Annotated in this window: 27 protein-coding genes; 5 read left to right on the top strand and 22 right to left on the bottom strand. The window is 66.4% G+C overall.

Annotated features, from left to right (window positions below):
- Positions 1-201: 201 nt before the first annotated feature.
- Positions 202-816, top strand: coding sequence for a class I SAM-dependent methyltransferase (locus tag Q8Z05_RS15090; RefSeq protein WP_305940416.1), 615 nt, complete (start codon positions 202-204; stop codon positions 814-816).
- On the opposite strand, the gene dapF is transcribed toward Q8Z05_RS15090, so the two are convergent.
- From dapF to Q8Z05_RS15060, 6 genes are all read right to left on the bottom strand, one after another.
- On the bottom strand, positions 797-1,741 hold the full coding sequence (gene dapF / locus Q8Z05_RS15085; RefSeq protein WP_305940415.1) for a diaminopimelate epimerase: 945 nt from the start codon (positions 1,739-1,741) through the stop codon (positions 797-799). The genes Q8Z05_RS15090 and dapF overlap by 20 nt on opposite strands.
- A gap of 61 nt (positions 1,742-1,802) precedes the next feature.
- Positions 1,803-2,705 carry a tRNA (adenosine(37)-N6)-dimethylallyltransferase MiaA gene (gene miaA / locus Q8Z05_RS15080; RefSeq protein WP_305940414.1) on the bottom strand — a complete coding sequence of 301 codons (903 nt, stop codon included), beginning with the start codon at positions 2,703-2,705 and terminating at the stop codon, positions 1,803-1,805.
- Positions 2,706-2,708: 3 nt separating this feature from the next.
- On the bottom strand, positions 2,709-4,277 hold the full coding sequence (gene miaB / locus Q8Z05_RS15075) for a tRNA (N6-isopentenyl adenosine(37)-C2)-methylthiotransferase MiaB (RefSeq protein ID WP_305940413.1): 1,569 nt from the start codon (positions 4,275-4,277) through the stop codon (positions 2,709-2,711).
- A 17-nt stretch (positions 4,278-4,294) separates the two neighbouring features.
- A complete protein-coding gene (locus tag Q8Z05_RS15070; RefSeq protein WP_305943584.1) occupies positions 4,295-4,798 on the bottom strand; it encodes a regulatory protein RecX in 504 nt (167 codons plus the stop codon).
- Between the two features lie 64 nt (positions 4,799-4,862).
- Positions 4,863-5,918: a recombinase RecA gene (gene recA, locus Q8Z05_RS15065; protein ID WP_043480159.1), complete on the bottom strand. Its 1,056-nt coding sequence runs from the start codon at positions 5,916-5,918 to the stop codon at positions 4,863-4,865.
- A 188-nt stretch (positions 5,919-6,106) separates the two neighbouring features.
- Positions 6,107-6,331 (bottom strand): DUF3046 domain-containing protein, encoded by a 225-nt coding sequence (locus tag Q8Z05_RS15060; RefSeq protein ID WP_305940412.1) that lies wholly within the window; start codon positions 6,329-6,331, stop codon positions 6,107-6,109.
- A gap of 41 nt (positions 6,332-6,372) precedes the next feature.
- On the opposite strand from Q8Z05_RS15060, the gene Q8Z05_RS15055 reads away from it, so the two are divergent.
- Complete coding sequence (locus Q8Z05_RS15055; protein ID WP_305940411.1) at positions 6,373-6,882, top strand: MarR family winged helix-turn-helix transcriptional regulator; 510 nt, start codon at positions 6,373-6,375, stop codon at positions 6,880-6,882.
- 89 nt (positions 6,883-6,971) lie between these two features.
- Here Q8Z05_RS15055 and Q8Z05_RS15050 read toward each other — a convergent pair whose 3' ends face one another.
- From Q8Z05_RS15050 to Q8Z05_RS15020, 7 genes are all read right to left on the bottom strand, one after another.
- A complete protein-coding gene (locus Q8Z05_RS15050) occupies positions 6,972-7,424 on the bottom strand; it encodes a helix-turn-helix domain-containing protein (protein WP_078026444.1) in 453 nt (150 codons plus the stop codon).
- 141 nt (positions 7,425-7,565) lie between these two features.
- Entirely contained in the window at positions 7,566-8,060 is a 495-nt protein-coding gene (locus tag Q8Z05_RS15045; RefSeq protein ID WP_305940410.1) for a CinA family protein, read from the bottom strand.
- A complete protein-coding gene (gene pgsA / locus Q8Z05_RS15040; protein ID WP_305940409.1) occupies positions 8,057-8,698 on the bottom strand; it encodes a CDP-diacylglycerol--glycerol-3-phosphate 3-phosphatidyltransferase in 642 nt (213 codons plus the stop codon). The genes Q8Z05_RS15045 and pgsA overlap by 4 nt, the downstream gene beginning before the upstream one ends.
- Before the next feature lie 9 nt (positions 8,699-8,707).
- Entirely contained in the window at positions 8,708-11,650 is a 2,943-nt protein-coding gene (locus Q8Z05_RS15035) for an FtsK/SpoIIIE family DNA translocase (protein WP_305940408.1), read from the bottom strand.
- Between the two features lie 201 nt (positions 11,651-11,851).
- Positions 11,852-13,543, bottom strand: coding sequence for a ribonuclease J (locus Q8Z05_RS15030; RefSeq protein WP_305940407.1), 1,692 nt, complete (start codon positions 13,541-13,543; stop codon positions 11,852-11,854).
- 43 nt (positions 13,544-13,586) lie between these two features.
- On the bottom strand, positions 13,587-14,495 hold the full coding sequence (dapA, locus tag Q8Z05_RS15025; protein ID WP_305940406.1) for a 4-hydroxy-tetrahydrodipicolinate synthase: 909 nt from the start codon (positions 14,493-14,495) through the stop codon (positions 13,587-13,589).
- A 79-nt stretch (positions 14,496-14,574) separates the two neighbouring features.
- Positions 14,575-14,916 carry a hypothetical protein gene (locus tag Q8Z05_RS15020; protein WP_305940405.1) on the bottom strand — a complete coding sequence of 114 codons (342 nt, stop codon included), beginning with the start codon at positions 14,914-14,916 and terminating at the stop codon, positions 14,575-14,577.
- A 67-nt stretch (positions 14,917-14,983) separates the two neighbouring features.
- On the opposite strand from Q8Z05_RS15020, the gene Q8Z05_RS15015 reads away from it, so the two are divergent.
- On the top strand, positions 14,984-16,219 hold the full coding sequence (locus Q8Z05_RS15015) for a heparan-alpha-glucosaminide N-acetyltransferase domain-containing protein (RefSeq protein WP_305940404.1): 1,236 nt from the start codon (positions 14,984-14,986) through the stop codon (positions 16,217-16,219).
- Here Q8Z05_RS15015 and Q8Z05_RS15010 read toward each other — a convergent pair.
- The 7 genes from Q8Z05_RS15010 to Q8Z05_RS14980 form a co-directional block, all read right to left on the bottom strand.
- Positions 16,216-16,698, bottom strand: coding sequence for a hypothetical protein (locus Q8Z05_RS15010; RefSeq protein WP_305940403.1), 483 nt, complete (start codon positions 16,696-16,698; stop codon positions 16,216-16,218). The two genes, Q8Z05_RS15015 and Q8Z05_RS15010, sit on opposite strands and share 4 nt — an antisense overlap.
- A gap of 5 nt (positions 16,699-16,703) precedes the next feature.
- Positions 16,704-17,462: a 4-hydroxy-tetrahydrodipicolinate reductase gene (gene dapB / locus Q8Z05_RS15005; protein WP_305940402.1), complete on the bottom strand. Its 759-nt coding sequence runs from the start codon at positions 17,460-17,462 to the stop codon at positions 16,704-16,706.
- A 77-nt stretch (positions 17,463-17,539) separates the two neighbouring features.
- Positions 17,540-17,995, bottom strand: coding sequence for a molybdenum cofactor biosynthesis protein MoaE (locus Q8Z05_RS15000; protein ID WP_305940401.1), 456 nt, complete (start codon positions 17,993-17,995; stop codon positions 17,540-17,542).
- Positions 17,985-18,509 (bottom strand): MogA/MoaB family molybdenum cofactor biosynthesis protein, encoded by a 525-nt coding sequence (locus tag Q8Z05_RS14995; protein ID WP_305940400.1) that lies wholly within the window; start codon positions 18,507-18,509, stop codon positions 17,985-17,987. The genes Q8Z05_RS15000 and Q8Z05_RS14995 overlap by 11 nt, the downstream gene beginning before the upstream one ends.
- Entirely contained in the window at positions 18,506-19,000 is a 495-nt protein-coding gene (moaC, locus tag Q8Z05_RS14990) for a cyclic pyranopterin monophosphate synthase MoaC (RefSeq protein ID WP_305940399.1), read from the bottom strand. The genes Q8Z05_RS14995 and moaC overlap by 4 nt, the downstream gene beginning before the upstream one ends.
- Positions 18,988-20,217: a molybdopterin molybdotransferase MoeA gene (locus Q8Z05_RS14985; protein WP_305940398.1), complete on the bottom strand. Its 1,230-nt coding sequence runs from the start codon at positions 20,215-20,217 to the stop codon at positions 18,988-18,990. Before Q8Z05_RS14985 ends, moaC begins: the two co-directional genes overlap by 13 nt.
- An 86-nt stretch (positions 20,218-20,303) precedes the next feature.
- Positions 20,304-21,887, bottom strand: coding sequence for a molybdopterin-dependent oxidoreductase (locus tag Q8Z05_RS14980; RefSeq protein ID WP_371745863.1), 1,584 nt, complete (start codon positions 21,885-21,887; stop codon positions 20,304-20,306).
- A 68-nt stretch (positions 21,888-21,955) separates the two neighbouring features.
- Between Q8Z05_RS14980 and moaA the strand changes: the two genes are divergently transcribed.
- On the top strand, positions 21,956-23,077 hold the full coding sequence (gene moaA, locus Q8Z05_RS14975) for a GTP 3',8-cyclase MoaA (protein WP_305940397.1): 1,122 nt from the start codon (positions 21,956-21,958) through the stop codon (positions 23,075-23,077).
- A gap of 7 nt (positions 23,078-23,084) precedes the next feature.
- On the top strand, positions 23,085-23,351 hold the full coding sequence (locus Q8Z05_RS14970; RefSeq protein ID WP_305940396.1) for a MoaD/ThiS family protein: 267 nt from the start codon (positions 23,085-23,087) through the stop codon (positions 23,349-23,351).
- Between the two features lie 58 nt (positions 23,352-23,409).
- Here Q8Z05_RS14970 and Q8Z05_RS14965 read toward each other — a convergent pair whose 3' ends face one another.
- Together Q8Z05_RS14965 and Q8Z05_RS14960 are read right to left on the bottom strand one after the other, a co-directional pair.
- Positions 23,410-23,871 carry a DUF1579 domain-containing protein gene (locus tag Q8Z05_RS14965; RefSeq protein ID WP_305940395.1) on the bottom strand — a complete coding sequence of 154 codons (462 nt, stop codon included), beginning with the start codon at positions 23,869-23,871 and terminating at the stop codon, positions 23,410-23,412.
- An 82-nt stretch (positions 23,872-23,953) separates the two neighbouring features.
- Positions 23,954-25,297: a M16 family metallopeptidase gene (locus Q8Z05_RS14960; protein ID WP_305940394.1), complete on the bottom strand. Its 1,344-nt coding sequence runs from the start codon at positions 25,295-25,297 to the stop codon at positions 23,954-23,956.
- Between the last annotated feature and the right edge of the window lie 86 nt (positions 25,298-25,383).

The following is a 25,383-nucleotide window of genomic DNA, read 5'->3' as shown; positions in this document are numbered from 1 at the left end:
GGCGGGACGTCGGGCCGGATAGTCACGGCTGGACGGCGCACTGAGCGGAAGGTGAATACCTGCGTCGCTGCGGGACGGGCTAAGGCCCGTGCCGGCTACTCAAAGATCAAGAACATGGATTAAACCTTAGCAGACCGGTTTCCCTGCATCGTTCCCGTCCGCGTTTCCCATCGGCGCGCGTGGCAACTAATCTGGCGAGTTATGGAGTCTGCACACTATTTCAGCGCCCAGCCGGCCGGGCCGTTCACCCGCAAACCGCTCACCGTGGAACTTGCCGGTGAAACCCGCAGGCTGCAGACGTCCAACGGCATCTTCAGCCCCGACGGCATCGACAAGGGAACGGCGGTCCTGCTGGCCGACGTCCCGGCCCCGTCCCCCCAGGGCAACCTGCTGGACATCGGCTGCGGCTGGGGTCCCATCGCCCTCACTATGGCCCTCCGCGCGCCGCACGCACACGTCTACGCCGTGGACGTGAATGAGCGCTGCATCGCACTCACCAACGAAAATGCGGCCCTGCTGGGTCTGGGCAACGTCACCGCCAGCCTGCCCGACGACGTCGATGCCGGAATCCGGTTCGACACGATCTGGTCCAATCCCCCCATCCGGATTGGAAAAGACGAGCTTCACTCGCTGCTGTTGAAGTGGCTGCCCCGGCTGGCCCCGGGCGGATCCGCCTGGCTGGTGGTCCAGAAGAACCTTGGTTCGGATTCCCTCCAGCGCTGGCTGGACGCTGAATTGGACAGCAGTTTCAGTGTCACCCGGGAGAGCACCTCGAAGTCCTTCCGGATCCTGAGGGTCAGGAAAGCGTCCCGCTAGCCACGATCACGGCCGGACCGCTGAGCTCCACATGTTCGTGGCCTTCCGGCCCCGCAAAGAACTTCACCCCGACGACGCCGCCGGGAACCTTGACGTTCCAGGCGTCCGGAGCGCCCTGCCCGGCCCAGTGACGGATGGCAACCGCTGCCGCGCACGCGCCGGTGCCGCAGGACTGCGTCTCCCCCACACCGCGTTCGTGGACACGCATGGTGACGGTCCCGACGCCGTCGTGGACGAGCGGCTCGGACGGGACGACGAACTCGACATTGGTCCCGTGGGCCGGCTTCGGGTCAACCTGCGGTGCCTTGAAAAGCTGCGTTGCCTCGAGCTCGCTCAGTTCCGCGAGGGCCACCACAGTGTGCGGATTGCCCATGCTGACGGACAGCGCCGGGCGGGGCACCTCGAGGCCGTCCGCGGTCACGAGCGAGTCCATGGCCCGGGCGGTGGCCTCACCCGGGAAGATGAATTCCCACGGGCCCATGTCCACGGCGTAGCCGTTGTCGGTCCGCACTACCGTCTTGACGCCTCCGCGCGTGCCGATTGTCAGTGCGTCGCCGGCGTCAAGCCGGACGAGTCCTTCAGCGATGAGGAAGTGGACGAACACCCGCACGCCGTTTCCGCACATTTCGGACAGGGATCCGTCCCCGTTGCGGTAGTCCATGAACCACTCGGCATCAGGGTGGACGGCCTGCAGCTCACGTCCTTCCGGGAGGTACCGCGACGGAACCGCGCGGATCAGCCCGTCGCCGCCGATGCCGCGGTGGCGGTCGCAGAGTTCCGCAACCTGCTCGGGCGCAATGGGCCAGGTACCCTCGGGGTCTGCAACCAGCACGAAATCGTTGCCGGTGCCGTGGCCCTTGGAGAAGGCCAGGCCGCTCAGCCCCTGGAGTGTGCGGTCAGGGGCGGGTGCAAGCGTTTCGTCCATGCTCCAAGGTTACCGTCCCGGCGGGGCGGGCAGGACACCCGCAGGCACACCGGGGCGCGGCTCAGCGGCAGATGGCTGCCGCCTTGGCCGCCAGGTCCGGGTCCTGCCAGTCGAGCCAGGCGATGCGGGGATCCGCCCTGAACCAGGTGAGCTGCCTGCGGGCAAATTTCCGCGTGGCCACAATCGTGTCTTCCGTGGCCTGGCCTGCATCCCACTCACCGTCGAGAACCTTCAGGAACTGGGAGTAGCCCAGTGCTCGCGCTGCGGTTTTGCCGTTCCGCAGCCCTGCAGCGTCCAACCGCTGCACTTCAGCCTGCAGTCCGTTGGCCACCATGCCGTGGACACGGCGCGCCAGCCTGTCCTTCAGGATTTCCCTGTCGACGTCGAGTCCGATCTGTACCGCTGGCTGGAAGTACTCCCGCACCGGCATGAAGGAACTGAAAGGACGCCCCGTCAGCTCGAAGACCTCCAGGGCACGGACAACCCTGCGGGCGTCGCCCAGGCGGGCGGCGGAAACAGGGTCGACCGCTTCGAGCCGGGCGCGCAGCGGGGCTAGGCCGGCGTCGTCGAGCTCGGCTTCCAGGCGGCGCCGGACGGCCGGATCGGTGCCCGGGAACTCGAGCACGTCCAGTGCGGCCCGGACATAAAGGCCGGAGCCCCCGGCCAGGATGGCCCGCTTGCCGCGCCCGTGGATCTCGGCGATGGCAGCCCTGGCCTCGCGCTGGAAGTCCGAAACGCTGGCTTCTTCGGTGATGTCGAGGGTATCCAGCAGGTGGTGCGGGACTCCCCTGCGTTCCTCGGCAGTGATCTTGGCGGTCCCGATGTCCATGCCGCGGTAGAACTGCATGGCGTCTGCGTTGATGACTTCACCGCCAAGTTCCAGCGCCAATGCGACTGCGAGGTCCGACTTCCCGGACCCGGTGGGGCCGACCACTGCGATGACGGCAGGCGGCGTGTTGACCATCGCCTAGCTGCGTCGGACGGGAAGAGCCGGCATGCCCAAGGACACCCCGCCCTTGCTGCCGTTCGTGCCGGAACCGCTGCCGGGCAGCGGGGCACCGCAGGAGTCCGCCTGGGACCTGTCCCAGGCATCGCCGGCACGGGAGCGGCGCAGCGTGTAGTCTGCCGCCGTCGCCGGATCGGCCACCAGGTGGAAGGCTGCGGCTTCAGTGATGGTGACGGTCACGAGGTCACCGGGCCGGGGCTTCTCCGAGCCCTCAGGGACCGAGAAGTGCACCAGCCGCTGGTCCTGCGACCGGCCGGACAACCGGTGGGTTTCTTCTGCCTTGCGGCCGGACTGCGCGGTGACCATGACTTCCACGCGGCGGCCCAGCTGGCGGGCATTCTCCTCGGCCGCGATACGGTCCTGCAGGGCGGTCAGCCGCTCAAAGCGCTCCTGCACCACGGCCTTCGGGAGCTGGTCCGGCAGGTCGGCTGCAGGAGTGCCGGGACGCTTGGAGTACTGGAACGTGAAGGCCGTGGCAAAACGGGATTTCTCGACGACGTCCAGGGTGGCCTGGAAGTCCTCTTCGGTTTCGCCGGGGAAGCCCACAATGATGTCGGTGGAGATGGCTGCATGCGGAATCCGTTCCCGGACCTTGTCCAGGATGCCGAGGAACTTGGTGGAACGGTAGGACCGCTTCATGTCCTTGAGTACTTTGTCCGAGCCTGACTGCAGCGGCATGTGGAGCTGCGGCATGACGTTCGGGGTTTCGGCCATGGCGTCAATGACGTCGTCAGTGAACGCAGCGGGGTGCGGGCTGGTGAACCTGACGCGTTCGAGCCCTTCTATTTCGCCGCAGGCGCGGAGCAGTTTGGAGAAGGCCTGGCGGTCGCCGAACTCCACACCGTAGGAGTTCACGTTCTGGCCCAGGAGCGTGACTTCGATCGCACCGTCATCCACCAGCGCCTGGATCTCGGCGAGGATGTCGCCCGGGCGGCGGTCCTTTTCCTTGCCTCGCAGCGCAGGCACGATGCAGAACGTGCAGGTGTTGTTGCACCCCACGGAAATGGACACCCAGCCCGAGTAGACCGAGTCCCGCTTTGTGGGAAGCGTGGACGGGAAAACGTCCAGTGACTCAAGGATCTCGAGCTGGGCTTCATTGTTGTGCCGGGCGCGGTCCAACAGCGCGGGCAGGGCACCGACGTTGTGGGTACCAAACACAGCATCAACCCACGGGGCCTTCTTCAGGATCGTTTCCCGGTCCTTCTGGGCCAGGCAACCGCCCACCGCGATCTGCATGCCCGGGTTCGCAGCCTTGACCGGCGCCAGCATCCCGAGATTGCCGTAGAGCTTGTTATCAGCGTTTTCCCGGACCGCGCACGTGTTGAACACCACCACATCCGCGTGGTCGCCGGACGCGGGAACATAACCGGCGCCTTCCAGCATGCCGGCCATCCGTTCTGAGTCGTGCACGTTCATCTGGCAGCCGAAGGTGCGCACCTGATAGGTGCGCGGCGGGGCCGCCGCCGGTGCTGCATCGATGCTGGCGGACGTGCTGGTGCCGGACGCTGGGGAGGGAATGGTCAAACTCACCTGTTAAGGGTACCGGTTCACAGGAATTCCGTGGCCGCCCGCTCACCGTCCGGGTCCGCCGCCGCGGACTCGAGGACCTCCCCTACGATCCGGAAGGCCTGTGAAGGCTGGTATCCCTTCCGCGCCAGCATCGACGCCAGCCGACGCGTCACCTTGTCCCGCTCAGCCCGGTCCGCGAGGTTAACCCCGCCCTTCAGTTTGCGTTTGACGAGTTCCCGCGCAGCGGACTCTTCGGCGTCGTCGCTGAGCTGCTCCAGGGCGCGTGCCGCGATGTCGGCGTCAATACCTTTGTCAGCCAGCTCGCGCCGCAACGCCCCCTTCGCGAGCTTCCGGGTCTGGGACCTGCTCCGGACCCACATATCCGCAAACTCCGCGTCATCAACGAGCCGGACGTCCTCGAAACGGTCGAGGACGGCCTCCGCCACATCCTCCGGAACGTTGCGTTCGGCAAGCTTGCGGGACAGTTGCAGCCTGCTCTTGGGCGAGCTGGTCAGCTGCCGCAGCACGATGGCCCGAGCCACCGCGGCCGGATCCGGCTCGGCATCCTGTTCAGCCTCCGGATCCGGACCGCCCCGCCGGGTTCCCCTAGAAACCGTCAACGGCCTTGAGCTTCGGCGACTCTTCAGTTTCGGCCGCGGCCGGCTTGACGCCAACGCCCAGCTTCTCCTTGATGAGGCGCTCCAGTTCCGCGGCAAGCTCCGGGTTGTCCCGGAGGAAGCGCCGGGAGTTTTCCATGCCCTGGCCCAGCTGGTCGCCGTCGTAGGTGAACCATGAACCGGACTTCTTGATCAGGCCGTGCTCAACGCCCATGTCGATGATGCCGCCCTCGCGGGAGATGCCCTGGCCGTAAATGATGTCGAACTCGGCGATTTTGAAAGGCGGAGCCATCTTGTTCTTGACGATTTTCGCCTTGGTGCGGTTGCCCACCGAATCGGCGCCTTCCTTCAGCGTCTGGATGCGGCGGACGTCGATGCGGATGGAGGCGTAGAACTTCAGTGCCTTACCGCCGGTGGTGGTCTCGGGCGATCCGAAGAATACACCGATCTTCTCGCGCAGCTGGTTGATGAAGATGGCGGTGGTCTTGGTCTGGCTCAAGCGTCCGGTGATTTTACGGAGCGCCTGGCTCATCAGGCGTGCCTGCAGGCCGACGTGGCTGTCGCCCATGTCACCTTCGATTTCCGCGCGGGGCACCAGGGCTGCCACGGAGTCGATGACGATGACATCGAGGGAGCCCGAGCCGATCAGCATGTCCATGATCTCCAGGGCCTGCTCACCGGTGTCCGGCTGGGATACCAGCAGCGCGTCGGTATCGACACCCAGCTTCGCGGCGTATTCCGGATCGAGGGCGTGCTCGGCGTCGATGAAGGCGGCAATGCCGCCCTGGCGCTGGGCATTCGCCACGGCATGCAGGGCGACGGTGGTCTTACCTGACGATTCCGGGCCGTAGATCTCCACCACACGGCCGCGCGGCAGGCCGCCAATTCCAAGGGCAACGTCCAAGGCAATGGAGCCGGTGGGGATCACTTCGATGGGAGCTCGTACTTCATCGCCCAGCCGCATGACGGAGCCTTTGCCGAACTGCTTGTCGATCTGGGCCAGCGCTGCGTCGAGCGCCTTCTGACGATCCGGGGCTGCCGCCATGGTTCACACCTCTAGTTTTCTCGCTGTGGAGTGGCCTGAGCGGCCCTTTATCTGTCATCACCGACGCTAACGGCACCGACCGACATTATTGCCGGATGACATTGCGTATGTGGACAACGGTCTGAAAAAAGCATAGCCCGACCCGAACAGATATTCGAACAATCCTGCGGCGTGTCAGGCCGGTGACCTCAGTTCCGGGACGGCTTGATGTCCCTGCCGAGCCGGCGGTCAGCCGGGACGTCCTGGACGTCGCACATCGCCAGCCAGACCTGGCGCGGGGGGATCCCGGCCGCCAGCGCCTGGTCGGCAGTCCGGCCTCCGACACCCGCCAGTACCAGGGAACTGCTGAGGACACGGGAGTATCCCGCCCCGAACTCATCGTCCATGAGCCGCCAGAAGTCGCTGATTCGCACGGATAAAGTCTCTCACGCCTGCGGCCAATAGAATGGTTGCCATGAGCAACCCAGCCGTGGAACCCGATGCTTCCGGGTCCACCGAAAACAGCGTCGATGATGCCCTGCGAACCGTGGAGCACCAGATCAGCCTGTTCTGGCGCCGGGGCCGCTCCATCTCCCAGCAGCTGTCCCGGCAGGTCCACCCGGATATGGAGCCGGCGGCCTACGGCCTTCTCACTGTTATCCGCCGCGAGGGTCCCATCAGGCTCACCGAACTCGCTTCGTGCATCGGTGTCGGCAAGCCCTCGGTCAGCCGCCAGATCGCGTTCCTGGAGAGCATCGGCCTGGTTTCCAAGGAAGCTGACCCCCTGGACGGCCGCGCCCAGACCATCCGACTGACGCCCAAGGGCGAAGAGAAGATGCACCAGGTGCAGGATGCCCGGCGCGAGGTATTCCGCGAGCGGCTGGGGGAATGGCCGGTGGAGGAACTGCAGACGCTCGCCGCTTACATGGCCAAGCTCAACGCAACCTATGAACGGGACGGCTTCCCGAAGGACGAGCCGAAATAGCCGCCGCGGATATAAACAACGAAGGCCGCCGGCACAGCCGGCAGCCTTCGTGTCAGGGACTAAGGTCCAGGTTCTGAGCAGTATGCGGGTCAGCGGGCGCCCGAGAGCAGTCCCTTGGCCAGTTCGTCAGACAGTTCAGTATTGAGTTCGCGGTCAAGGTCGCGGCCGTAACGCTGCGAGAATTCCTGCGGAACGGTGTCCGGAACAGCAACACCTTCAGCGACGGCAACGCGGTCGCTGACTTCGCGGAGCATGCTGGACAGCGGGACGTCCAGGGCCGAGCAGATCGAAGACAGAAGCTCCGAAGAGGCTTCCTTCTGGCCGCGCTCCACTTCACTGAGATACCCCAGGGAAACCCGGGCACTGTGTGAGACTTCGCGGAGGGTTCGGCCCTGACGCTGGCGAACGTCGCGCAGAACATCACCGATTTCGTGACGAAGTACTACCATCTTGCGCTCCTTCTGTTCGCTCTTTGCCTGATCGGCGAGGCCCACATCCTTCCAGCGGACAACGCCGTTCACGGATACGGGCTGCTTTACCATCTGTATCGCCTTGCTCCCTCGTACGTTAAGGTCCGCCTTCATCCGGCGAACCATAATTGTTTATTCATCCTAGGCGCCACCATCATTCGGAAGCGACACAATGTAACAACTATTAGGAATCAAATTTTGTTCCCGGCAACTTTACGCCGGGTAAGCCCCGGAAGATAGGGCCTCAAGCAGCCGCTCCAAAGCAGCCGCGCATGCCTGGCCGCGGATGTCGGCGCGATTCCCCTCGAAAACATAACCGAACGACGTCGTGCCCTCCGCGGTGGCGACACCGACGAAGACCGTTCCCACGGCTTTCCCGCCGTGCGGTTCCGGACCGGCAACGCCGGTGGTGGACACCCCGACGTCCGCCCCGCAGACCCGCCGGGCGCCCTCTGCCATCGCTTCCGCAACGGCTCCCTCAACGGATCCGACGGCGTCGAGCAGCTCCTGCGGGACGCCCAGGACGCCTGCCTTGACGGAATTCTGGTAGGAAACCACCCCGCCTTGGAGCATGCCCGAGGCGCCGGGGGTGTCTGCGAGTACCGCGGCCACCATGCCGGCAGTCAGCGATTCGGCGGTGGCCACCGTCAGGCTCCGCGAGATGGCGACGGTGACGGCCTGTTCAGCGATGCGGTGCAGATTGCTCATGGCAGCTCTCCCTGGACGGGCCGGCTGGCTGCGCGCCTGCCATTGGCCCGCAGCTTCAGCGCTTCTACGACATATTGTCCACCGGTCCACACGGTGATTGCGACGGCGGCCAGCATCACCAGGAAGGACACCACACCCAGCCACGGGGCCAGGGAGGCGAGCGGGACCACGTACAGCAGGATCGCGACCGTCTGAACCACAGTCTTCAGCTTGCCGCCCCGGGACGCAGGGATGACTCCGTATCGGATCACGAAGAACCGCAGTGCCGTAATACCCCATTCGCGGGCCAGGATCAGGATAGTGATCCACCACGGCAGTTCGTTCAGGAGGGACAGCATCACGAGCGCGGAGCCCGTAAGCAGTTTGTCCGCGATCGGATCGGCGATCTTCCCGAAGTCGGTGATCAGTCCCCTGCTGCGGGCGATGTCGCCGTCGAGTTTGTCCGTGTAGATGGCCACCGCGAACGTGAGGGCCGCGGCCCACCGCCAGAGACCGTTCCGGGCATCCAGCCCCGGCGCGTCCGCGATCAGGAACCAGACGAAGAACGGCACCAGGACAATCCGCAGCATCGTCAGGATGTTCGGAAGGTTCCAGATCCCGGAGGCGGAGCCTGAGCTGTTGGCTTCAGTGCTAGTCACTCTCCTAGGCTACCGTCCAGTGAGCGACCAGGCGTCCTCGGAGCCGTCTTCGTCGTCGCCGGAGTTGCCGTCGGCGCCGTCGTAGTACTCGACGTTCTGGGTCCGGTTGTCCAGGTCCGCTGCCACGAGGTCCTCGGCGTAACCGCCCTGGGCGATGTTTGCGTTGGCGTTGTCGCTCAGCGCCGCGGTCTGGGAATCCGGCGCTGCCGGGGCCTCCTGGCCCTTCATGGCGGCGAGGACTGCCGCAAGGTCATCGGGCTTCACCAGCACGTCGCGGGCCTTGGAGCCCTCGGAGGGGCCCACCACTCCCCTGGATTCGAGCAGGTCCATGAGACGGCCGGCCTTCGCGAAGCCGACGCGCAGCTTCCGCTGCAGCATTGACGTGGAGCCGAACTGGGTGGTGACCACGAGTTCGGTGGCCTGGAGCAGGACTTCGAGGTCGTCCCCGATGTCGTCGTCGATCTGCTTCTTCTCCGCCTCGGGGGCAACGTCATCGCGGTAGACAGCCTTGAGCTGGCCCTTGACGTGCTCGACGACTTTGTGGATCTCGGATTCCGTGACCCAGGCGCCCTGCACACGCATCGCCTTGGAGGCACCCATGGGCAGGAAGAGCGCGTCACCCTGGCCGATGAGCTTTTCCGCGCCGGGCTGGTCCAGGACCACGCGGGAGTCGGTGACGGAGGAGGTGGCGAACGCCATGCGGGACGGGACGTTGGCCTTGATCAGGCCGGTCACGACGTCCACCGACGGCCGCTGGGTGGCCAGAACCAGGTGGATGCCGGCGGCACGGGCCAGCTGGGTGATGCGGACGATGGAATCTTCGACGTCCCGCGGAGCCACCATCATGAGGTCGGCAAGTTCGTCCACGATGACCAGGAGGTACGGGTAGGGGCGGATCACACGCTTGGAATCGACCGGCGGGTGGACCTTGCCGGCGCGGACGGCCTTGTTGAAGTCATCGATGTGCTTGAAGCCGTAGTTGGCGAGGTCGTCGTAGCGGGCGTCCATCTCACGGACCACCCACTGGAGGGCTTCGGCGGCCTTCTTCGGGTTGGTGATGATGGGCGTGATCAGGTGCGGGACGCCCTCGTACGCCGTGAGTTCCACACGCTTGGGGTCCACCATGACCATCCGCACCTCGTCCGGCGTGGCGCGCATAAGGATCGAGGTGATCATGGAGTTCACGAAGGACGACTTACCGGCGCCGGTGGCACCTGCCACGAGCAGGTGGGGCATCTTGGCGAGGTTCGCCACGACGTAGCCGCCCTCGACGTCCTTGCCGACGCCCATCACCATCGGGTGGTCGGTGCGCCGGGCGTTCTGGCTGCGGAGAACGTCGCCGAGGGAGACCGTCTCGCGGTCCGTGTTCGGGATCTCGATGCCGATGGCGGACTTGCCGGGGATGGGGCTGAGGATGCGGACGTCGCTGGAGGCGACGGCGTAGGAGATGTTTTTTGACAGGGCGGTGACGCGTTCCACCTTGGTGCCCGGCGAGAGCTCGATTTCGTAACGCGTAACGGTGGGGCCGCGGCTGAAGCCGGTCACCTGGGCGTCGACGTTGAACTGGGTCAGCGTCTCCGTCAGGGAGGCCACAATGGCGTCGTTGGCCTCGGTGCGCTCCTTCGGGATGGATCCCGGGGTCAGCACGTCCGACGACGGCAGGGTGTACGTGACGTCGCCTGCCAGCGACAGCTGCTCCGTACGCTGCGGAATCGGCGTGGGCGGCGGCGCGGGGGCCACCGGGCGCGAAGGAACCTGCGCGGCTGACGCAGCGGCAGCAGCACCGGCTCCGGCCGCAGCTGCGGGGTTGAGCGATCCGGCAGCCACCATCCCGGGGGTCACCAGCGGGATGGCCTCGGTGGCGTTCTCGCCGTTTGCCTCCGGCCCCCTGGTGCCCAGCCCCTGGGCCGCCTTGATCTTCTCGACGGCGATTTCGGCCTGGGTGGGCCGGCGCACGCCCGGTGCCGGGCGGGGGCTTTTGCCGCCTGCCTTGGGGCCGTTGGCGCTGTCGGCGGCTTCGTCGTCGTCGATGACGGCATGTTCGAAAGCTTCGTCGCCCACATACCCTTCGAGGCGGGGATCATTTTCCTGGTCTTTGCCGAACAGCCGGCCGCGCCTCTTCTTTTTGGGCGCTGCCGGGGCGGAGTTTTCGTAGAGGTAGCTGCGGTCGTGGCCGTCGCCGGGTTCCTGCAGGTCGATGCCCATGAGGTGCTCATAGGCATCCCTGATCCGGCGTGGGATCGCGCCGAAGGGGGTGGCGGTCACGATCAGGAGGGAGGTGAAGGCGAGCAGGCCGTAGACGGCCACGGGCACCGCGGTGTGCAGGGCTGCCAGCGGCGACGCGGCCAGGAAGCCGAGCATTCCGCCCGCCTGGCGCAGTCCGTCGAAGCCGTCCGTGACTGTGGGCTGGCCGCCAATGACGTGAGCCAGGCCGCAGCCGGCAAAGGTCATGATGAGGAAACCGATGCCGATCCTGTTGTTGCCCCGTCCGTCCGAAGGCTGGCGGAACAGCCGGAAGGCGCAGACGAACAGCATCAGCGGCAGCAGCAGGGACATCCAGCCGAACGTGCCGTTGACGATCGCGAACACGGTGTCCGGAAACCACCCCTTGAAGCCCCACCAGGCGAAGGTGGCAACGAACACGCCCAGGGCGAGGTTGAAGAGTGCGGCGCCGTCACGGCGGTCCTCGGGCGCGAGGTCGCTGACGTCATGGCCGATCCGGCGGACACCGCCGCCGACGACGTGCCCGATTCCCAGCCACGCGCCTGCCGCCATACGCACGAGCCAGGGCTGCCGGGGTTCGACGGCGGCCATCTGACGCGTGCGTGCTGTGCCTGACGTTCCTCCGGCCCGGGTGGATTTGGACGCAGCGGAGCCGGAGCTCCTGCCCGCTGAGCTGCCTGATTTGCCGCTTGAGTTGCCTCTAGGCGCGGAGGAGGTACGTGTCGCCATACCCGCCACGGTACCCGAAGCCCAGCCAAAAACCGCGGATTTCCGGGGCGTTCCACGATGCATGTTGCGGACAGAGCGGCGGGTGTCGCGCGTTGTGGGGGCGGGCTCCAAGGGGTTTAAATGACGAGGCCCTCCCCCGCGGACTGCGGCCCGAAGGCACACTTTCCGGCGGGGAGGGCCCCGTCAACCATCCCGGGCGCTTTATGCTTCCAGCACCACCGGAATGATCATGGGCTTGCGGCGGAGCTTGCGGTTCACCCATGTGCCGACGACGCGGCGGACAACCTGCTGCAGCTGGTGCGTGGTGTGGTCCGTGTGGTTGAGAACGGCCTCTTCCAGCGCAGCGTTGATCTTCGGAATGATTTCGTCGAAGACGGAATCGTCTTCAGCCACGCCGCGGGCGTGGATTTCCGGTCCGGAGACCACCTTGCCGGTGGCGCGGTGGATCACGGTGATGATCGAGATGAAGCCTTCATCGCCGAGGGTCTGGCGGTCCTTCAGGTCAGCTTCGGTGACTTCACCGACGCTGGAGCCGTCAACGTAGACAAAGCCCACTTCGACCTGGCCCACGACGTCGGCCTGGTGGTCCCGGAGGTCGATCACGGTGCCGTTGTCCGCCAGCAGGATGCTCTCATCCGGCACGCCGGACTCGAGGGCGATTTTGCCGTTGGCAATCAGGTGCCGTGTCTCGCCGTGGACCGGCATGGCGTTCAGCGGTTCGAGGATGTTGTAGCAGTACAGCAGTTCCCCGGCCGCCGCGTGGCCGGACACGTGGACCTTTGCGTTGCCCTTGTGGATGACATCGGCGCCGAGCTTGAGCAGGCCGTTGATGATGCGGAAGACGGCGTTCTCGTTGCCGGGGATCAGGCTGGAGGCGAGAATGACGGTGTCGCCCTGGCCGACGACGACGCGGTGGTCGCCATTGGCCATGCGGGACAAGGCTGCCATCGGCTCGCCCTGGGAACCGGTGGACATCAGCACCACACGGTTGTCCGGGAGGTTGTCAATGTTTTTGATGTCGACAAGGATGCCCGGGGGTACGTCGAGGTAGCCGAGCTTCTCGGCGATGGCCATGTTGCGGACCATCGAGCGGCCCACGAAGGCAACCTTGCGGTTGTGGTTGGCCGCGGCGTCCAGGACCTGCTGAACGCGGTGCACGTGCGATGAGAAGGACGCGACGATCAGGCGCTTCGTGGCCTGGCCGAAGAGGCGGTCAAGGGTGGGACCGATTTCCTTCTCGGCGGTGGTGAAGCCCGGCACGTCGGCGTTGGTGGAGTCCGACATGAACAGGTCCACGCCTTCTTCGCCCAGCTTGGCGAAGTGGCGGAGGTCGGTGATGCGGCCGTCCAGGGGCAACTGGTCCATTTTGAAGTCGCCGGTGTGCAGCACGGTGCCGCCGGAAGTACGGAGGAACACGGCCAGGGCGTCAGGGATCGAGTGGTTGACGGCCACGAATTCGCATTCGAACGGGCCGAACTTCTGCACCTGTCCCTCGGTGACAATCTGGGTGATCGGCTTGATCCGGTGTTCCTGCAGCTTCGCCTCGATCAGGGCCAGCGTCAGCTGGGAACCAATCAGGGGAATGTCGGCGCGCAGGCGCAGCAGGTACGGAACGGCACCGATGTGGTCCTCGTGGCCGTGCGTCAGGACGACGGCGACGATGTCATTGAGGCGGTTCTCGATGTAGGAGAAATCAGGCAGGATCAGGTCGACGCCGGGCTGGGTCTCCTCCGGGAAGAGGACGCCGCAGTCAACGATGAGCAGCTTGCCGTCGATTTCGAAAACGGTCATGTTGCGGCCGATCTCCCCGAGGCCACCGAGCGGAACGATCCGCAGGGTGTCCTTGGGCAGTTTTGGCGGCGTAACAAGGCCGGGAAGGGCGGTTTGGGTCATAGTGCACTACTTTCCGGGCGAAAGCAGGAGAGGTCTTTGCCGATCAGGAAAAGACCATTCCTGCTTCCGCCAAATCCTCGCGGATGATTGCGATCTCAGCTTCGTCCGGCTCCACGAGGGGCAAACGGACAACCGAGTTGGGCAGGACTCCCTGCCATTTAAGAATCTGCTTGGCCGCAACGGCACCCTGCACGCGGGTCATCGTGGCCCGGACAACAGGTTCAAGTTCAAAATTGATCTTCCGGGCGGTGCCGAGGTCGTTCGCGTTGACGGCGTCGATGAGCTCGCGGAACCGGCGAGTGGCAACGTGCGTGGTGACGCCCACGAGCCCGACGGCGCCCAGCGCCATCCACTGCAGGGTCAGTCCGTCGTCCCCGGAGTAAAAAAGAAGGTCGGTGTTCGCCATGACGCGGGTGGCGGCGGCGAAATCGGCCTTGGCATCTTTGACCGCAACGATGTTCGGGTGCTCGGAGAGGCGGATCATCGTCTCCGGAGCAATCTGGATTGAGGAACGGCCGGGGATGTCGTAGAGCATCACGGGAACGTCGGTGGCGGAGGCGATCGTCTCAAAGTGGGCGCGGACACCGGCCTGGCTGGGCTTGTTGTAGTACGGCGTGACGAGCAGCAGTCCGTCGACGCCGACCTCGGCTGCCTGCTTGGAAAGGTGCACGGAGTGTGCGGTGTCGTTCGTTCCGGTGCCGGCGATGATCGCGGCGCGGCCGCCGACAGCTTCCTTGACCGCACGGAACATGCCCACGTTCTCCTCGTCGGTGAGGGTGGACGTTTCTCCCGTGGTTCCGGTGACGACGAGGCCGTCGCAGCCGTCGTCGACAAGCTTGACAGCCAGTTCTGCCGCCTGCTGGTAGTCCACTTTGCCGTCTTCGAAAAACGGCGTGACCATTGCGGTCAGGAGGGTACCGAAAGCAGGGATATTCGCGGAAGTGTCAGCCATAGGAAAAACGTTACCTTGTCCCCGGCTTGTTAGGACAATGGCGGCGGCGTGATCATCGTCAAATTCGCGCCGGAGGCCGTCACTTTTTTGGACTGCTGGACGGTTCCGGGCGGCCGGTGCCGCAGTAACGGCCCACAGCGTCCTGGCGGAGCGACTCCGCCCAGGCGGCCAGCCGCTGGGCGGCGCGGACGTAGTCAAAGAGTTCCGTGGGCGTGAGGGCTTCAAGGTCGCATTCGGAGAGCCTGCGCGCCAGTTCCGCGCCCGGAGGCTGGGCCGAGAGGGCCACACCCTCACTGCTCCACTGGATGTCCTCTGCGGGCTCTCCGGCCACAAGTTGCCTGAAGAGGAAATCGACCACGCCGGGGCTCATCGCCCGAAGGGGCCCCGAAGCAGCAGTTCCACGTTCTGGTGCATTATTCATGGAACGATGCTATTCGAACATATATTCGAATACAAGGGCTTCCAGCCGGATATGAGACCATCGGCTCATGACCTCCCGTGGCACTGCTTCACCATCGCGGACCGCCCCAGGCACCACTAAGACGACGAGACTCACCGGAATCGACGCGGCCCGGGGACTGGCGCTGCTCGGCATGATGGCCACGCACCTGCTTCCCACCTTCGAAGCCGACGCACAGTTGACGCCCACCTGGATCGGCCTGACCTTCTCGGGACGGGCGGCTGCACTTTTTGCCGTCCTGGCCGGGATCGGACTGGCCCTGTCCACCGGCAAGCAGCGTCCGCTGCAAGGCCAGGAACTGAGCGGCGCACGCCGGGGAATAGCGCTCCGCGCCCTGGTGATCGCCGTCGTCGGACTTTTCCTGGGCGGCCTGGAAGTGAACGTCGCGGTGATCCTGGTCCACTATGCCGTGTTGTTCCTGTGCGTCCTTCCGTTCATCGGGCTCGGCATCAAACCGCTCTGTGCGCTGGCTGCCGGCTGGGTGGTGGGTTCGCCGGTCCTGGCCTACCTGCTGCGGCCGTGGCTCCTGGCACCTTCCCCGGCGCTCAAGCTGGGCCACAACCCCAACTGGGACGACCTCGCCACGCCAGGGCGCCTGCTCGGGGATATCTTCCTGACCGGCTACTACCCCGTCCTGCAGTGGCTGAGCTACCTGCTGATCGGGCTGCTGATCGGGCGGCTGGCACTGGCGAAGGCAACCATCCAGGTGCTGCTGCTGGCCGGCGGAACCGTGGTGGCCGTGCTGGCCAAATGGCTGGGCGTGCTGGCGATGGATGCGTGGGGCGGCAAGGAAGCGCTGCAGGCCCGGCTGGCGGACCCCCGTTACCCACTGGACAGCCTCCTGCAGGTGAATCTTGCGGGGATCGATCAGTCCGGCTCGTGGTGGTGGCTTGCGAGCAGCGCGCCGCACTCGGGCACCACGCTGGACCTGCTCCATACATCCGCCGTGGCCGCCGCCGTGGTGGGTGCCTGCCTGCTGCTGGGGAGGCTGGGCGAATGGCTCGCCCTGGACCTGTTGCTGCCGCTGCGGGGTGCAGGTGCCATGACCCTCAGCCTGTACACGGCGCATGTTTGCCTGGTGGCCGCCATGTACCTGCAGCCGCTGCCGGCCGGGTGGACTGAGGAAGGCGTGTATGCGGCCCAGGCGCTGACCGCGGTGCTCATCGGAGGGTCGGTCGCGGTGCTCAGCTGGCGGGGGCCGCTGGAGTGGGTGGCCCACGCAGCCAGCGAGGTGGGCCGCTACCAGCGGTCGGGCGTCCGCTAGGCGGGGCTGCCGCCCCCGCGGAACAGCTTCACGGCATCACGCATGGAGGCCCGGGCGCGCTTGCGGTCTCCTGCGGCATCGTAGGCGCAGCTGAGCCGGAACCACGAGCGCCAGTCCTCCGGCGCTGATTCTGCTTCTGTCCGGTACTTTTCAAACTCGGCGTCCGCGGATTCCCGCACGATCCTTCCGGCGGGGGTGCGCTGCAGGTTGTCGACAGGCAGGCCGCCTTCCGCTTCGAGGACCTTGGCCATCTGCTCCGTCCGGGCACCAAACATCAGTTCGCGGACCAGCGCCCAGGCGCCGATCACGGGCAGGATCAGGTAGGCGGCGCCAATGGCCTTCGCCACAGGGTTGGGGTCGGTGATGAGCAGCACGGAGCGCTGGAAGGACACCACCAGGTAGAAGACCAGCAGGAGCGTTACCGCGCCGACCCAGATCTTGGTGCGGTTCTTCTTCAGGCCGGCGAGGACGTTGCCCATTGCCGTCAGACTCCGAGGTCCAGGTAGCCGTCCAGGCCCACGGTCAGCCCGGGGTGGCCGGCAACGTTCCGCACTCCCAGCAGCACGCCCGGCATGAAAGAGGCACGGTCGAAGGAGTCGTGGCGTAGGGTCAGCTGTTCCCCCGGGCCACCAAGGAGGACTTCCTGGTGGGCCACCAGGCCGCGGAGGCGCACGCTGTGGACGCGGATGCCGTCCACTTCGCAGCCACGGGCACCGGCAAGTTCGCTGGTGGTGGCGTCCGGGCTGGCGCCGATGCCGGCGGCGGCGCGTTCGGCTGCGATCAGCTGTGCAGTGCGGACCGCGGTGCCGGACGGTGCGTCAACCTTGTCCGGGTGGTGCAGCTCGATAACTTCCACCGATTCGAAGTATTTGGCGGCCTTGGCGGCAAAGGCCGACGCCAGCACGGAACCGAGCGCGAAGTTCGGGGCAATGAGCACGCCCACGCCGGCGCTCCGGCCTAGCAGTTCCTCAAGTTCGCCGAGCCTGCCGGCATCCCAGCCGGTGGTGCCGACGACGGCGTGCATGCCGTGTTCGACGGCGAAACGGACGTTCGCTTCGGTGCTTTCCGGAACCGTCAGGTCCACCACAACGCGGGCGCCGGCGGTGACCAGTTCATCCAGGGAATCACCGCGTCCAAGGGCCGCTACAAGCTTCATGTCGGGGGCCGCTTCCACGGCTTTCACGGCCTCGGCGCCCATGCGCCCGTTCGCGCCCAGGACGGCGACGGCAAGTTGTTCGGTCATGGACTTAACCCTACCGTCGGGCCGGCCGCCGGGTTGAACCGGGACGGGAGGTTACTAGGCTCCGGCCCCGGACTTCCTTACGCCCCGGCCCCGACCCATTCAACGGTCCCGTCGCTGAAGAACTGTTCCTTCCAGATGGGCACCTCCGCCTTGATCCGGTCAACAAGCTCCGAGCACACCTCGAACGCCTGGCCGCGGTGAGAGGCGGACACGGCGCACACCAGGGCGGGGTCGCCGATTTCCAGCATGCCCACCCGGTGCGCGGCCCAGATCCGCACTGTTTCGCCGCCGTCGCCCGCATGTTCGGCGACGAGCCGGGCGACGACGTCGGCCATCACCTGGTGGGCCGTGGGATGCGCACTGTAACTGAGCCGCTCAACCGGCTTGCCGCCGTCGTGGTTCCTGACTACGCCGCTGAAGCTGACGACGGCGCCCGCCGTGTCCGATTCCACAGCGGCGATGGCCTGCGCCACGGAGATGGGCTCCGCGCTCAGCACGGCATTCACTATCTCAAATCCGGTTTCAGTGCTCATGGCTGCCTTCCAATTGGTCGCAAAGGTGGCTGATCACCGGATCAAGCACGCTCAGGCCGTCCATAACGCCTTTGGGTGATCCGGGAAGGTTAACTATGAAGGTCCGTCCGGCCGCGCCGGCGTGTCCGCGGCTTAGCATTGCCATGGGCGTCTTCGCGAGGCCGGCCTGCCTGATGCCCTCCATGATCCCGGGAATCTCGCGGTCCAGCAGGGGGACCGTCATCTCCGGGGTCAGGTCATCGGGGCTCAGCCCGGTTCCGCCGCTGGTGATGATCACGGCGGGATGCTGCGTCAGCAGGGCGCGCAGCGCTGCGCCCACGGGTTCGCCATCGGGCACCACCATGGCCGGGAACGTTTCGAAGCCGTGCTCCGTCAGCCAGTCGGTGATCACCGGACCGGTTTCGTCGCGGTAGATGCCCGCTGCGGCCCGGTTGGAGGCAATGACGACGCCGGCCTTCCGGCCGGTGGCCTCTCCGTGGCGGTGCGGTTCGGGCTGCTGTCCAAAGCTGTTCATGCTGTCCAGTCCCCGCTCTTGCCGCCGCTTTTGGCCAGCACCCTGATGTCGGTCAACACGGCGTGCTTGTCCACTGCTTTGATCATGTCGTACACGCTCAGCGCCGCCACCGAGGCGGCGGTGAGCGCTTCCATTTCGACGCCCGTGACGCCGCGGGTCTTGACGGTCGCCAGCACCGCGACGGAGTCCCGGCCCAGTTCGAAGTCGACGGTGACTTTGGAGATGGGCAACGGGTGGCACAACGGGATGAGCTCGGGGGTCTTCTTTGCCGCCATGATTCCGGCCACGCGGGCAACGGCCAGGGCATCGCCCTTCGGCAGGTCCCCCGCGCCCAGGAGGGCGAGCACTTCCGCGGTGGTGCGGACCGTGGCGGTGGCTGTAGCCTCCCGCGTAGTTTCGGCCTTGCCGGAAACATCAACCATCTGGGCTGTCCCGTCCCGGCGCAGATGCGTCAGGCCGGCAGCAGTTTCTTCATTATTCACAGCGTCCATACTTCCACTTCTGCGCCCGCGGAGAGCGCAGATGTCCCCACCGGGACATGGATCAGGGCGTTGGAACTGGCCAGGGCGTGAACGAGATGCGAGCCCGCTCCCCCCTCCAGCCGGACCGTGCCGTCCGGAAGGAGCCTGCCGCGCCGGAGCTGGTGCTTGCCCTCGGGTGATTCCACCGGCTCCGCCAGCCTGGCCCGGATGGCCGGCCGCGGCGCCGGTGCCCCGAACAGCGAACTGAGCGCCGGCCGCAGGAACATCTCGAAGGAAACCAGGCAGCTGACCGGGTTACCCGGAAAACCAACAAACGGAACGCCGTCGAACCGCCCGATCCCCTGGGGACCGCCGGGCTGCATGGCCACATGCAGGAATTCAACGTCCTGCCCGGCTGCAGCCTGCCGGACCACTTCGTAGGCGCCCTTGCTGACGCCGCCCGTGGTGACGATCAGGTCTACGTGCGGGGCGTGCTCCCGCAACATCGCCGTAAGTTCATCGGGGTTGTCTGTCGAGATGGCTGCCCGAAGGACGTCCACCCCGGCCTGGCTCATGGCTGATTCGAGTAGCGTGCCGTTGGAGTCGTAGATCTTTCCGGGTTCCAGCGGGTTACCGGGCTCCACCACTTCGTCCCCCGTGGTGGCGAGCAGAACTTTCAGCCTTCGGTGCACCCTGACCTGGGTGATGCCCAGGGCCGCCAGGAGCCCCAGCTGGCCCGGGCCCAGGAAGGTTCCGCCGGCCAGTGCCAGCTCCCCCGAGCAGATATCGCTGCCTGCGTTGCGGACATAGGTGCCTGGCTGTGTTGCCGGCAGCCGGACGGTGGCTGCCGTTCCGGGGTCCGGGAAGGAATCGGGAACGGCCCTTTCAATAGGCACGACGGCGTCGGCTCCCGGGGGCATCATGGCTCCGGTCATGATCGGGGCTGCCGTGCCCGGTTCAAGCACGGCCGCGGTGGCCCCGGCCGGGATCGGCGCCGCCACCGCAAGGAGCGTCCCGCCGTCGGATATGTCGCTGCTGCGCACGGCAAAGCCGTCCATTTGGGAATTCGCGAACGGCGGCAGGTCCACGGGAGCGGGGATATCCCCGGCCAGCCCTCGTCCCAGGGCCGCCAGCAGCGGGAGCTGTTCGGTACGGCCGGGACCGTTGAGGCCCGCCAGCAGCTGCCGCACGGCGTCGCGGTGGTCCTCCACAGTGCGGGCGTGATGCCTGTCGTCGGTGCTGTGCATGCGTTCCTTACCTCGGTCCGGGCATTGCTGTCGGGCTCATTGCGGCGTTCCGCCTGCTGCGGTCTTCCTATGCGACGTGCGCCCCGCTACGGCGTCACGTCAACTCTAATGGTGTGGAATCCGGTGGCGCCGTCAGGCGCCACCCGGGCACGGTCTTCGATCTGCGGCGCACCGTTCAGGTCCGTGGCGCGGACCTGGATTTCGTACTGCCCGGGCGTCAATGCCAGCGGCAGTTGCCACTGGTACCAGGTGTCCCGGGAAATACCGGGAGCAAGTTCCGCGGCCTGCCAGTCTCCACGGTTGACGCGCAGTTCCACTTTGCCGATTCCGGTGTGCTGGGCCCACGCGACGCCGCCGAATGCCACCGTTCCGGCACGCACGGGACGCCCGGCGCGCGGCACGTCGATGCGCGACGACATCTTGATGGGTCCGCGCTCGCTCCAGCCGCGGGGCGTCCAGTATCCGGCGTCGTCCGCGAACCTGGTCACTTTCAGTTCTGTGAGCCACTTGGTGGCGGATACGTAGCCGTACAGGCCGGGGACGACTAGCCGCACCGGGAAGCCGTGCTCCAGTGGCAGCGGCTCGCCGTTCATCCCGATGGCAAGCAGGGCATCCCGGTCATCAGTGAGGACCTCCAGCGGCGTGCCGGCCGTCCAGCCGTCCGTGCTCCGGGACAACACCATGTCCGCTCCGCTCTGTGGCCCGGCCATCGCCAGCAGCTCCCGGACGGGCCAGCCCAGCCACAGCGCATTACCGATCAGGTCCCCGCCCACTTCGTTGGAGACGCAGGCGATGGTCACGTGGCGTTCAGTCATGGGTTTGGAAAGCAGGCTGGCGAAATCCAGCTCGATGTCCCGGTCCACCATGCCCGTGACCTTAAGGACCCAGGTTTCCGGATCGACGGCCGGCACCGTGAGCGCGGTATCGATCCGGTAGAAGTCCCGGTTGGGCGTTACCAGCGGACTGATGCCGCCAAGGTCCAGCTCAGCACCGGCCGGAAGCGGCGGAGCCAGCGAAGCAGCGGACGGCAGGGCCAGGCTGCTCCGGAACTCAGTGACGCCGGCAGCGGCTCCGCGCAGTGCTGCGGCAAGCATTCCCCCGGCGGCTGCGACGACGGCGCCCCCGCCCAATGCCTGCAGGAACCGGCGGCGGCCTGCCGCGGCGGCCGGCGGCCGCTCAGGTACTGGCCGCTCCGGGGCGGACCGCTCCGCCACCGTGCCAGTCGTCTTCCAGTCCCGGAGGCGCGACATGAGCCAGTGCAGCATCAGGATCGCGGTTCCGGCGGCCAGCAGCGGCAGCACCACAGCATTACCGGTCACCTGGGCCCGGCCCAGGACCGCCACCAGGCCCACCACGCCGAAAACTGCAATGACCGCAGCCCCGGCAAAGCGGCGCCGCCATTCCACGACACCGGCAAGCCCGGCCATGGCAGCTATAACCAGGCCCATGCCGATGAGCAGCGCCACTTTGTCAGCAGTTCCGAACACGGCGACGGCCCAGTCCTTGACGGCCGGCGGAACAGCATCGATCACCGCACCGCCGACCCCTGTCATGGGCGACAGCGCCGGGCTCACGAAGGCTGCGGCGAGTTCGCCGGCGACCACCCCCGCGGCCACCGACACAACGCCTGCGGCAGCGGCCTGGGGCGGCGCCGGCTGGGACTTGTTCACCCCTCCAGCATAGGTTCGCAGCTGTCATAGGCGTGATGGTTGGACCAAAGGTGGCGTAGCCTGAATTTATGAGTGTTCAGCTTGGTATGCCACAGCCCAGGGACGGTGCCGGTTCCGGTCCGGGAGTACCGCCGCGGCCGGCGGGCATGCCCGCGGGCCTGATGGACCGTTACGGACGCCGCGCCACGGACATGCGCCTCTCCCTGACCGACAAATGCAATCTGCGCTGCACCTACTGCATGCCCGCCGAGGGCCTTGAATGGCTGGCCAAGCAGGCCGTGATGTCCGCTGAGGAAATCGTCCGGATCGTGCGGATCGGCGTTGACATGCTGGGGGTGCGCGAACTGCGCCTCACCGGCGGGGAGCCCCTTGTCCGGGCCGACCTGCTCGACATCATCTCTGCCCTGCGCCGGGCCCACCCCGACCTGCCGATCTCCATGACCACGAACGCCGTCGGCCTGGACAAGAAGGCGGCCGGGCTCAAAGCCGCCGGGCTCTCCCGGATCAACGTCTCACTGGATTCCCTGCACGAGGAGACATTCACCAAGCTGACGCGCCGGCCGTTCCTGGACAAGGTCCTGGCCGGGGTGGACGCCGCCTGGGCCGCGGGCCTGGGCCCCGTGAAACTCAACGCCGTCCTGATGCGCGGAATCAACGACGCCGAGTCCCCGTCACTGCTCGCCTGGGCGCTGGACCGGGGGTACGAACTCCGCTTCATCGAACAGATGCCGCTCGACGCCGACCACGGGTGGACCCGCCGCAACATGATCACCGCGGCCGAAATCCGCGAACTCCTGTCCGTCGACTATGTGCTCAGCGCCGATCCGAGGGACCGTGACGGCGCCCCCGCCGAACGCTTCGAAGTCCGGTCCCGTGTACCCGGCACGGCCGGGGCCGCCGGCCCCGTGCTGGGAACGGTGGGGATCATCGCCTCCGTCACCGAGCCGTTCTGCTCCGATTGCCGCCGCACCCGCATCACGGCCGAGGGCAAGATCATGAGCTGCCTGTTCTCCCGCGAGGAATTTGATCTCCTGGGGCTGCTGCGTGAGGGCGCCACGGACCAGCAGCTCGCCGAGCGCTGGCAGGACGCCATGTGGATCAAGCCCAAGGCCCACGGCATGGACCACGTCGGTTTGGACGCTCCGGACTTCGTCCAGCCGGACCGCAGCATGAGCGCCATCGGAGGCTGAACCACCTGTGAACGTACGATATTTCGCTGCCGCGCGCGCTGCCGCCGGCGTCGACGAGGAGCGCTATGAGCTCCCCGCCGGCGCCACTGTCGACTCGCTCCTGGAGGCGATCCTCGCCGTCGAGCGCCCGGAGCCCCCGGCCGGAACTCCGCCGCTGGCACGCCTGCTGTCCCGGAGCAGCTTCCTGCTCAACGAAGTGGCGGTGCGGAACCGTGCAGCGGCGCTGAAGCCGGACGACGTCGTCGACGTGCTTCCGCCGTTTGCCGGCGGCTAGGCAGTCCCGGGGTTCCGAGTGCCGCCCGGCGGGGCCTCAGGTGTCCGTTCGCGCGCTCTCAGGTGCGGCGGCAGACGGAGGTCATGAACGGAGCGAAAGCGGTGGCGCCGGCAAGGCGGACCTCGGAGGTGTGCGTCAGCACGCCGTCGTCTACCCGGAAGGTGTGCCGGGACGTATCCCGGCCGTTGCGCCGTTCCACGGTTAGGACTCCGCAGTGCCAGCTGCACCGCGTGGGCGCTTCCCGCGGCAGTCCCACGCTGTCCACGTGATACCAGACGGTGTCCGGGTGGTCAGGGTCCATGGTGAACATCCCATGCCGCTCGAAACGGATCCCGTCATTTTCGGTGTGACGGTAGCTTTGCAGCACGGCATACCCGCCGGCGGCGGTGGTGAAGGTCAGTTCAGCAGCCGCCGTTCTGGCGGACCGGCGCGGCGTAGCCTCGATGCTGGTGGTTCCCGTCCAATGCCCGAGGAAAGCATGCAGCTCTTCCTGCGCAGTCCCCGGGTGCAGACGGTCCATTGCTCCTCCAGTGTGGCCCCGGCTTCATCATCACGCCGCTACGGTGGGATGTCCAGCTTTGGACAGCGTTGGAAAGTCCGGCTCAGAGGCCGAACGTTTCGTCTTCCTCGAAAGGACCCACGACCGTCACCGTCCGCGGCGCTGCCGCCAGCTCCTGTGCGAGCTCCCGCACCTGCTCCACGGTGACGTTCTTGATCTGCCGGAGGGTCTCCTCGATGTCCTGGTATTCGCCGGAGACCAGCTCGGCCCGGCCCAGCCTCGACATCCGCGATCCGGTGTCCTCGAGCGCCAGCACAATCCCGCCGCAGAGCTGGCCCACGGCCTTCTTGAGTTCCTCGCCGGAAATGCCGTGCTCAGCCAGCTTGTCCAGTTCTGCACCCAGCAGCTCAACGACCTGGCGGACCTTCGACGGTGTGCACCCCGCATACATGCCGAAGTAGCCTGCATCGGCATAGGACGAAGCAAAGGAGTACGTGGAGTACACCAGGCCGCGCTTTTCCCGGACCTCCTGGAACAGCCGCGAGGACATGCCGCCGCCCAGGACGGCATTGAGCACGCTCATGACGTAGCGGCGCCCGTCCGTAGCCACGATCGTGGGACAGCCCATGATGATGTTGGCCTGCTCCACCGGCCGTTTGACCACGTGCAGCCCGGCCGTGCCGGTGATGTCGGCCCGCTCGGTGGAACGCCGCTCCACGGGAGCCGTACCGGGTTCCAGCGCCCAGCCCGCCTGGTGGAGCGCGTCCACCACAAGTCCGCAGACGACGTCGTGGTCAAGCCCGCCGGCGGCGGTGATGACCAGCTCGTCCGGACGGTAGTACCGGCGGTAGTGGTCCCAGACGGAATCGCGGGCCACCGCCCGGATGGCCTCGGGGGTTCCGCCGATGGGGCGTCCCAACGGGTGCGTTCCCAGCACCGCCGCGACGAAGTGCTCATGGGCGACGTCCGTGGGATCATCGCTGTCCATCGCGATTTCCTCCAGGATGACGTCCCGTTCCTGCTCCATCTCCTGGGGGTCCAGAACGGCGCCGGTAATCATGTCCGCGATGACATCGATGGCCATCGGGAGGTCGGTATCCAGGACGCGGGCAAAGTAGCAGGTGCTTTCCTTGGCCGTGGCCGCATTGGATTCTCCGCCAACCTCATCGAAGGCGGACGCAATTTCCAGCGCGGTGCGCCGTCTGGTCCCCTTGAACAGCAGATGTTCCAGGAAATGCGTGGATCCGTGCTGTCCGTGGGCTTCGTCCCGGGACCCTACCCCCACCCAGAACCCGATGGTCGCGGAACGCTGGCCCGGCATGGCCTCCGTCAGTACACGCACGCCGCCAGGGAGCACGGACCGGCGGACAACGGACCCGCCGTCGGCTCCGTGGATCAGGGTGTCTCCGGGATGGTTCTGCACTAGCGGCAGGGGAACGACAGTCATCAAGGCCTTTCACGAATACGGTGCCAAATCTGCCTGCAATCGTACCAGCGGACCATTCCCACGCGGCTCCGGGAACCGTCGTTCAA

The sequence above is a fragment of the Arthrobacter oryzae genome (genome assembly GCF_030718995.1).
GTDB lineage: Bacteria > Actinomycetota > Actinomycetes > Actinomycetales > Micrococcaceae > Arthrobacter > Arthrobacter oryzae_C.
The sequence above is the reverse complement of the archived record's forward strand: the minus strand, read 5'-3'. Positions and strand labels throughout refer to the sequence as shown.

Bases quoted from the DNA above. Each gene is read 5' to 3' on its own strand.
- Q8Z05_RS15090 (WP_305940416.1), top strand. From the start codon at position 202: ATGGAGTCTGCACACTATTTCAGCGCCCAGCCGGCCGGGCCGTTCACC.
- dapF (WP_305940415.1), bottom strand. From the start codon at position 1,741: ATGGACGAAACGCTTGCACCCGCCCCTGACCGCACACTCCAGGGGCTG.
- miaA (WP_305940414.1), bottom strand. From the start codon at position 2,705: ATGGTCAACACGCCGCCTGCCGTCATCGCAGTGGTCGGCCCCACCGGG.
- recA (WP_043480159.1), bottom strand. From the start codon at position 5,918: ATGGCGGCAGCCCCGGATCGTCAGAAGGCGCTCGACGCAGCGCTGGCC.
- Q8Z05_RS15055 (WP_305940411.1), top strand. From the start codon at position 6,373: ATGAGCAACCCAGCCGTGGAACCCGATGCTTCCGGGTCCACCGAAAAC.
- Q8Z05_RS15050 (WP_078026444.1), bottom strand. From the start codon at position 7,424: ATGGTAAAGCAGCCCGTATCCGTGAACGGCGTTGTCCGCTGGAAGGAT.
- Q8Z05_RS15045 (WP_305940410.1), bottom strand. From the start codon at position 8,060: ATGAGCAATCTGCACCGCATCGCTGAACAGGCCGTCACCGTCGCCATC.
- Q8Z05_RS15035 (WP_305940408.1), bottom strand. From the start codon at position 11,650: ATGGCGACACGTACCTCCTCCGCGCCTAGAGGCAACTCAAGCGGCAAA.
- Q8Z05_RS15030 (WP_305940407.1), bottom strand. From the start codon at position 13,543: ATGACCCAAACCGCCCTTCCCGGCCTTGTTACGCCGCCAAAACTGCCC.
- dapA (WP_305940406.1), bottom strand. From the start codon at position 14,495: ATGGCTGACACTTCCGCGAATATCCCTGCTTTCGGTACCCTCCTGACC.
- Q8Z05_RS15020 (WP_305940405.1), bottom strand. From the start codon at position 14,916: ATGAATAATGCACCAGAACGTGGAACTGCTGCTTCGGGGCCCCTTCGG.
- Q8Z05_RS15015 (WP_305940404.1), top strand. From the start codon at position 14,984: ATGACCTCCCGTGGCACTGCTTCACCATCGCGGACCGCCCCAGGCACC.
- Q8Z05_RS15010 (WP_305940403.1), bottom strand. From the start codon at position 16,698: ATGGGCAACGTCCTCGCCGGCCTGAAGAAGAACCGCACCAAGATCTGG.
- dapB (WP_305940402.1), bottom strand. From the start codon at position 17,462: ATGACCGAACAACTTGCCGTCGCCGTCCTGGGCGCGAACGGGCGCATG.
- Q8Z05_RS15000 (WP_305940401.1), bottom strand. From the start codon at position 17,995: ATGAGCACTGAAACCGGATTTGAGATAGTGAATGCCGTGCTGAGCGCG.
- Q8Z05_RS14995 (WP_305940400.1), bottom strand. From the start codon at position 18,509: ATGAACAGCTTTGGACAGCAGCCCGAACCGCACCGCCACGGAGAGGCC.
- moaC (WP_305940399.1), bottom strand. From the start codon at position 19,000: ATGGACGCTGTGAATAATGAAGAAACTGCTGCCGGCCTGACGCATCTG.
- Q8Z05_RS14985 (WP_305940398.1), bottom strand. From the start codon at position 20,217: ATGCACAGCACCGACGACAGGCATCACGCCCGCACTGTGGAGGACCAC.
- moaA (WP_305940397.1), top strand. From the start codon at position 21,956: ATGAGTGTTCAGCTTGGTATGCCACAGCCCAGGGACGGTGCCGGTTCC.
- Q8Z05_RS14965 (WP_305940395.1), bottom strand. From the start codon at position 23,871: ATGGACCGTCTGCACCCGGGGACTGCGCAGGAAGAGCTGCATGCTTTC.
- Q8Z05_RS14960 (WP_305940394.1), bottom strand. From the start codon at position 25,297: ATGACTGTCGTTCCCCTGCCGCTAGTGCAGAACCATCCCGGAGACACC.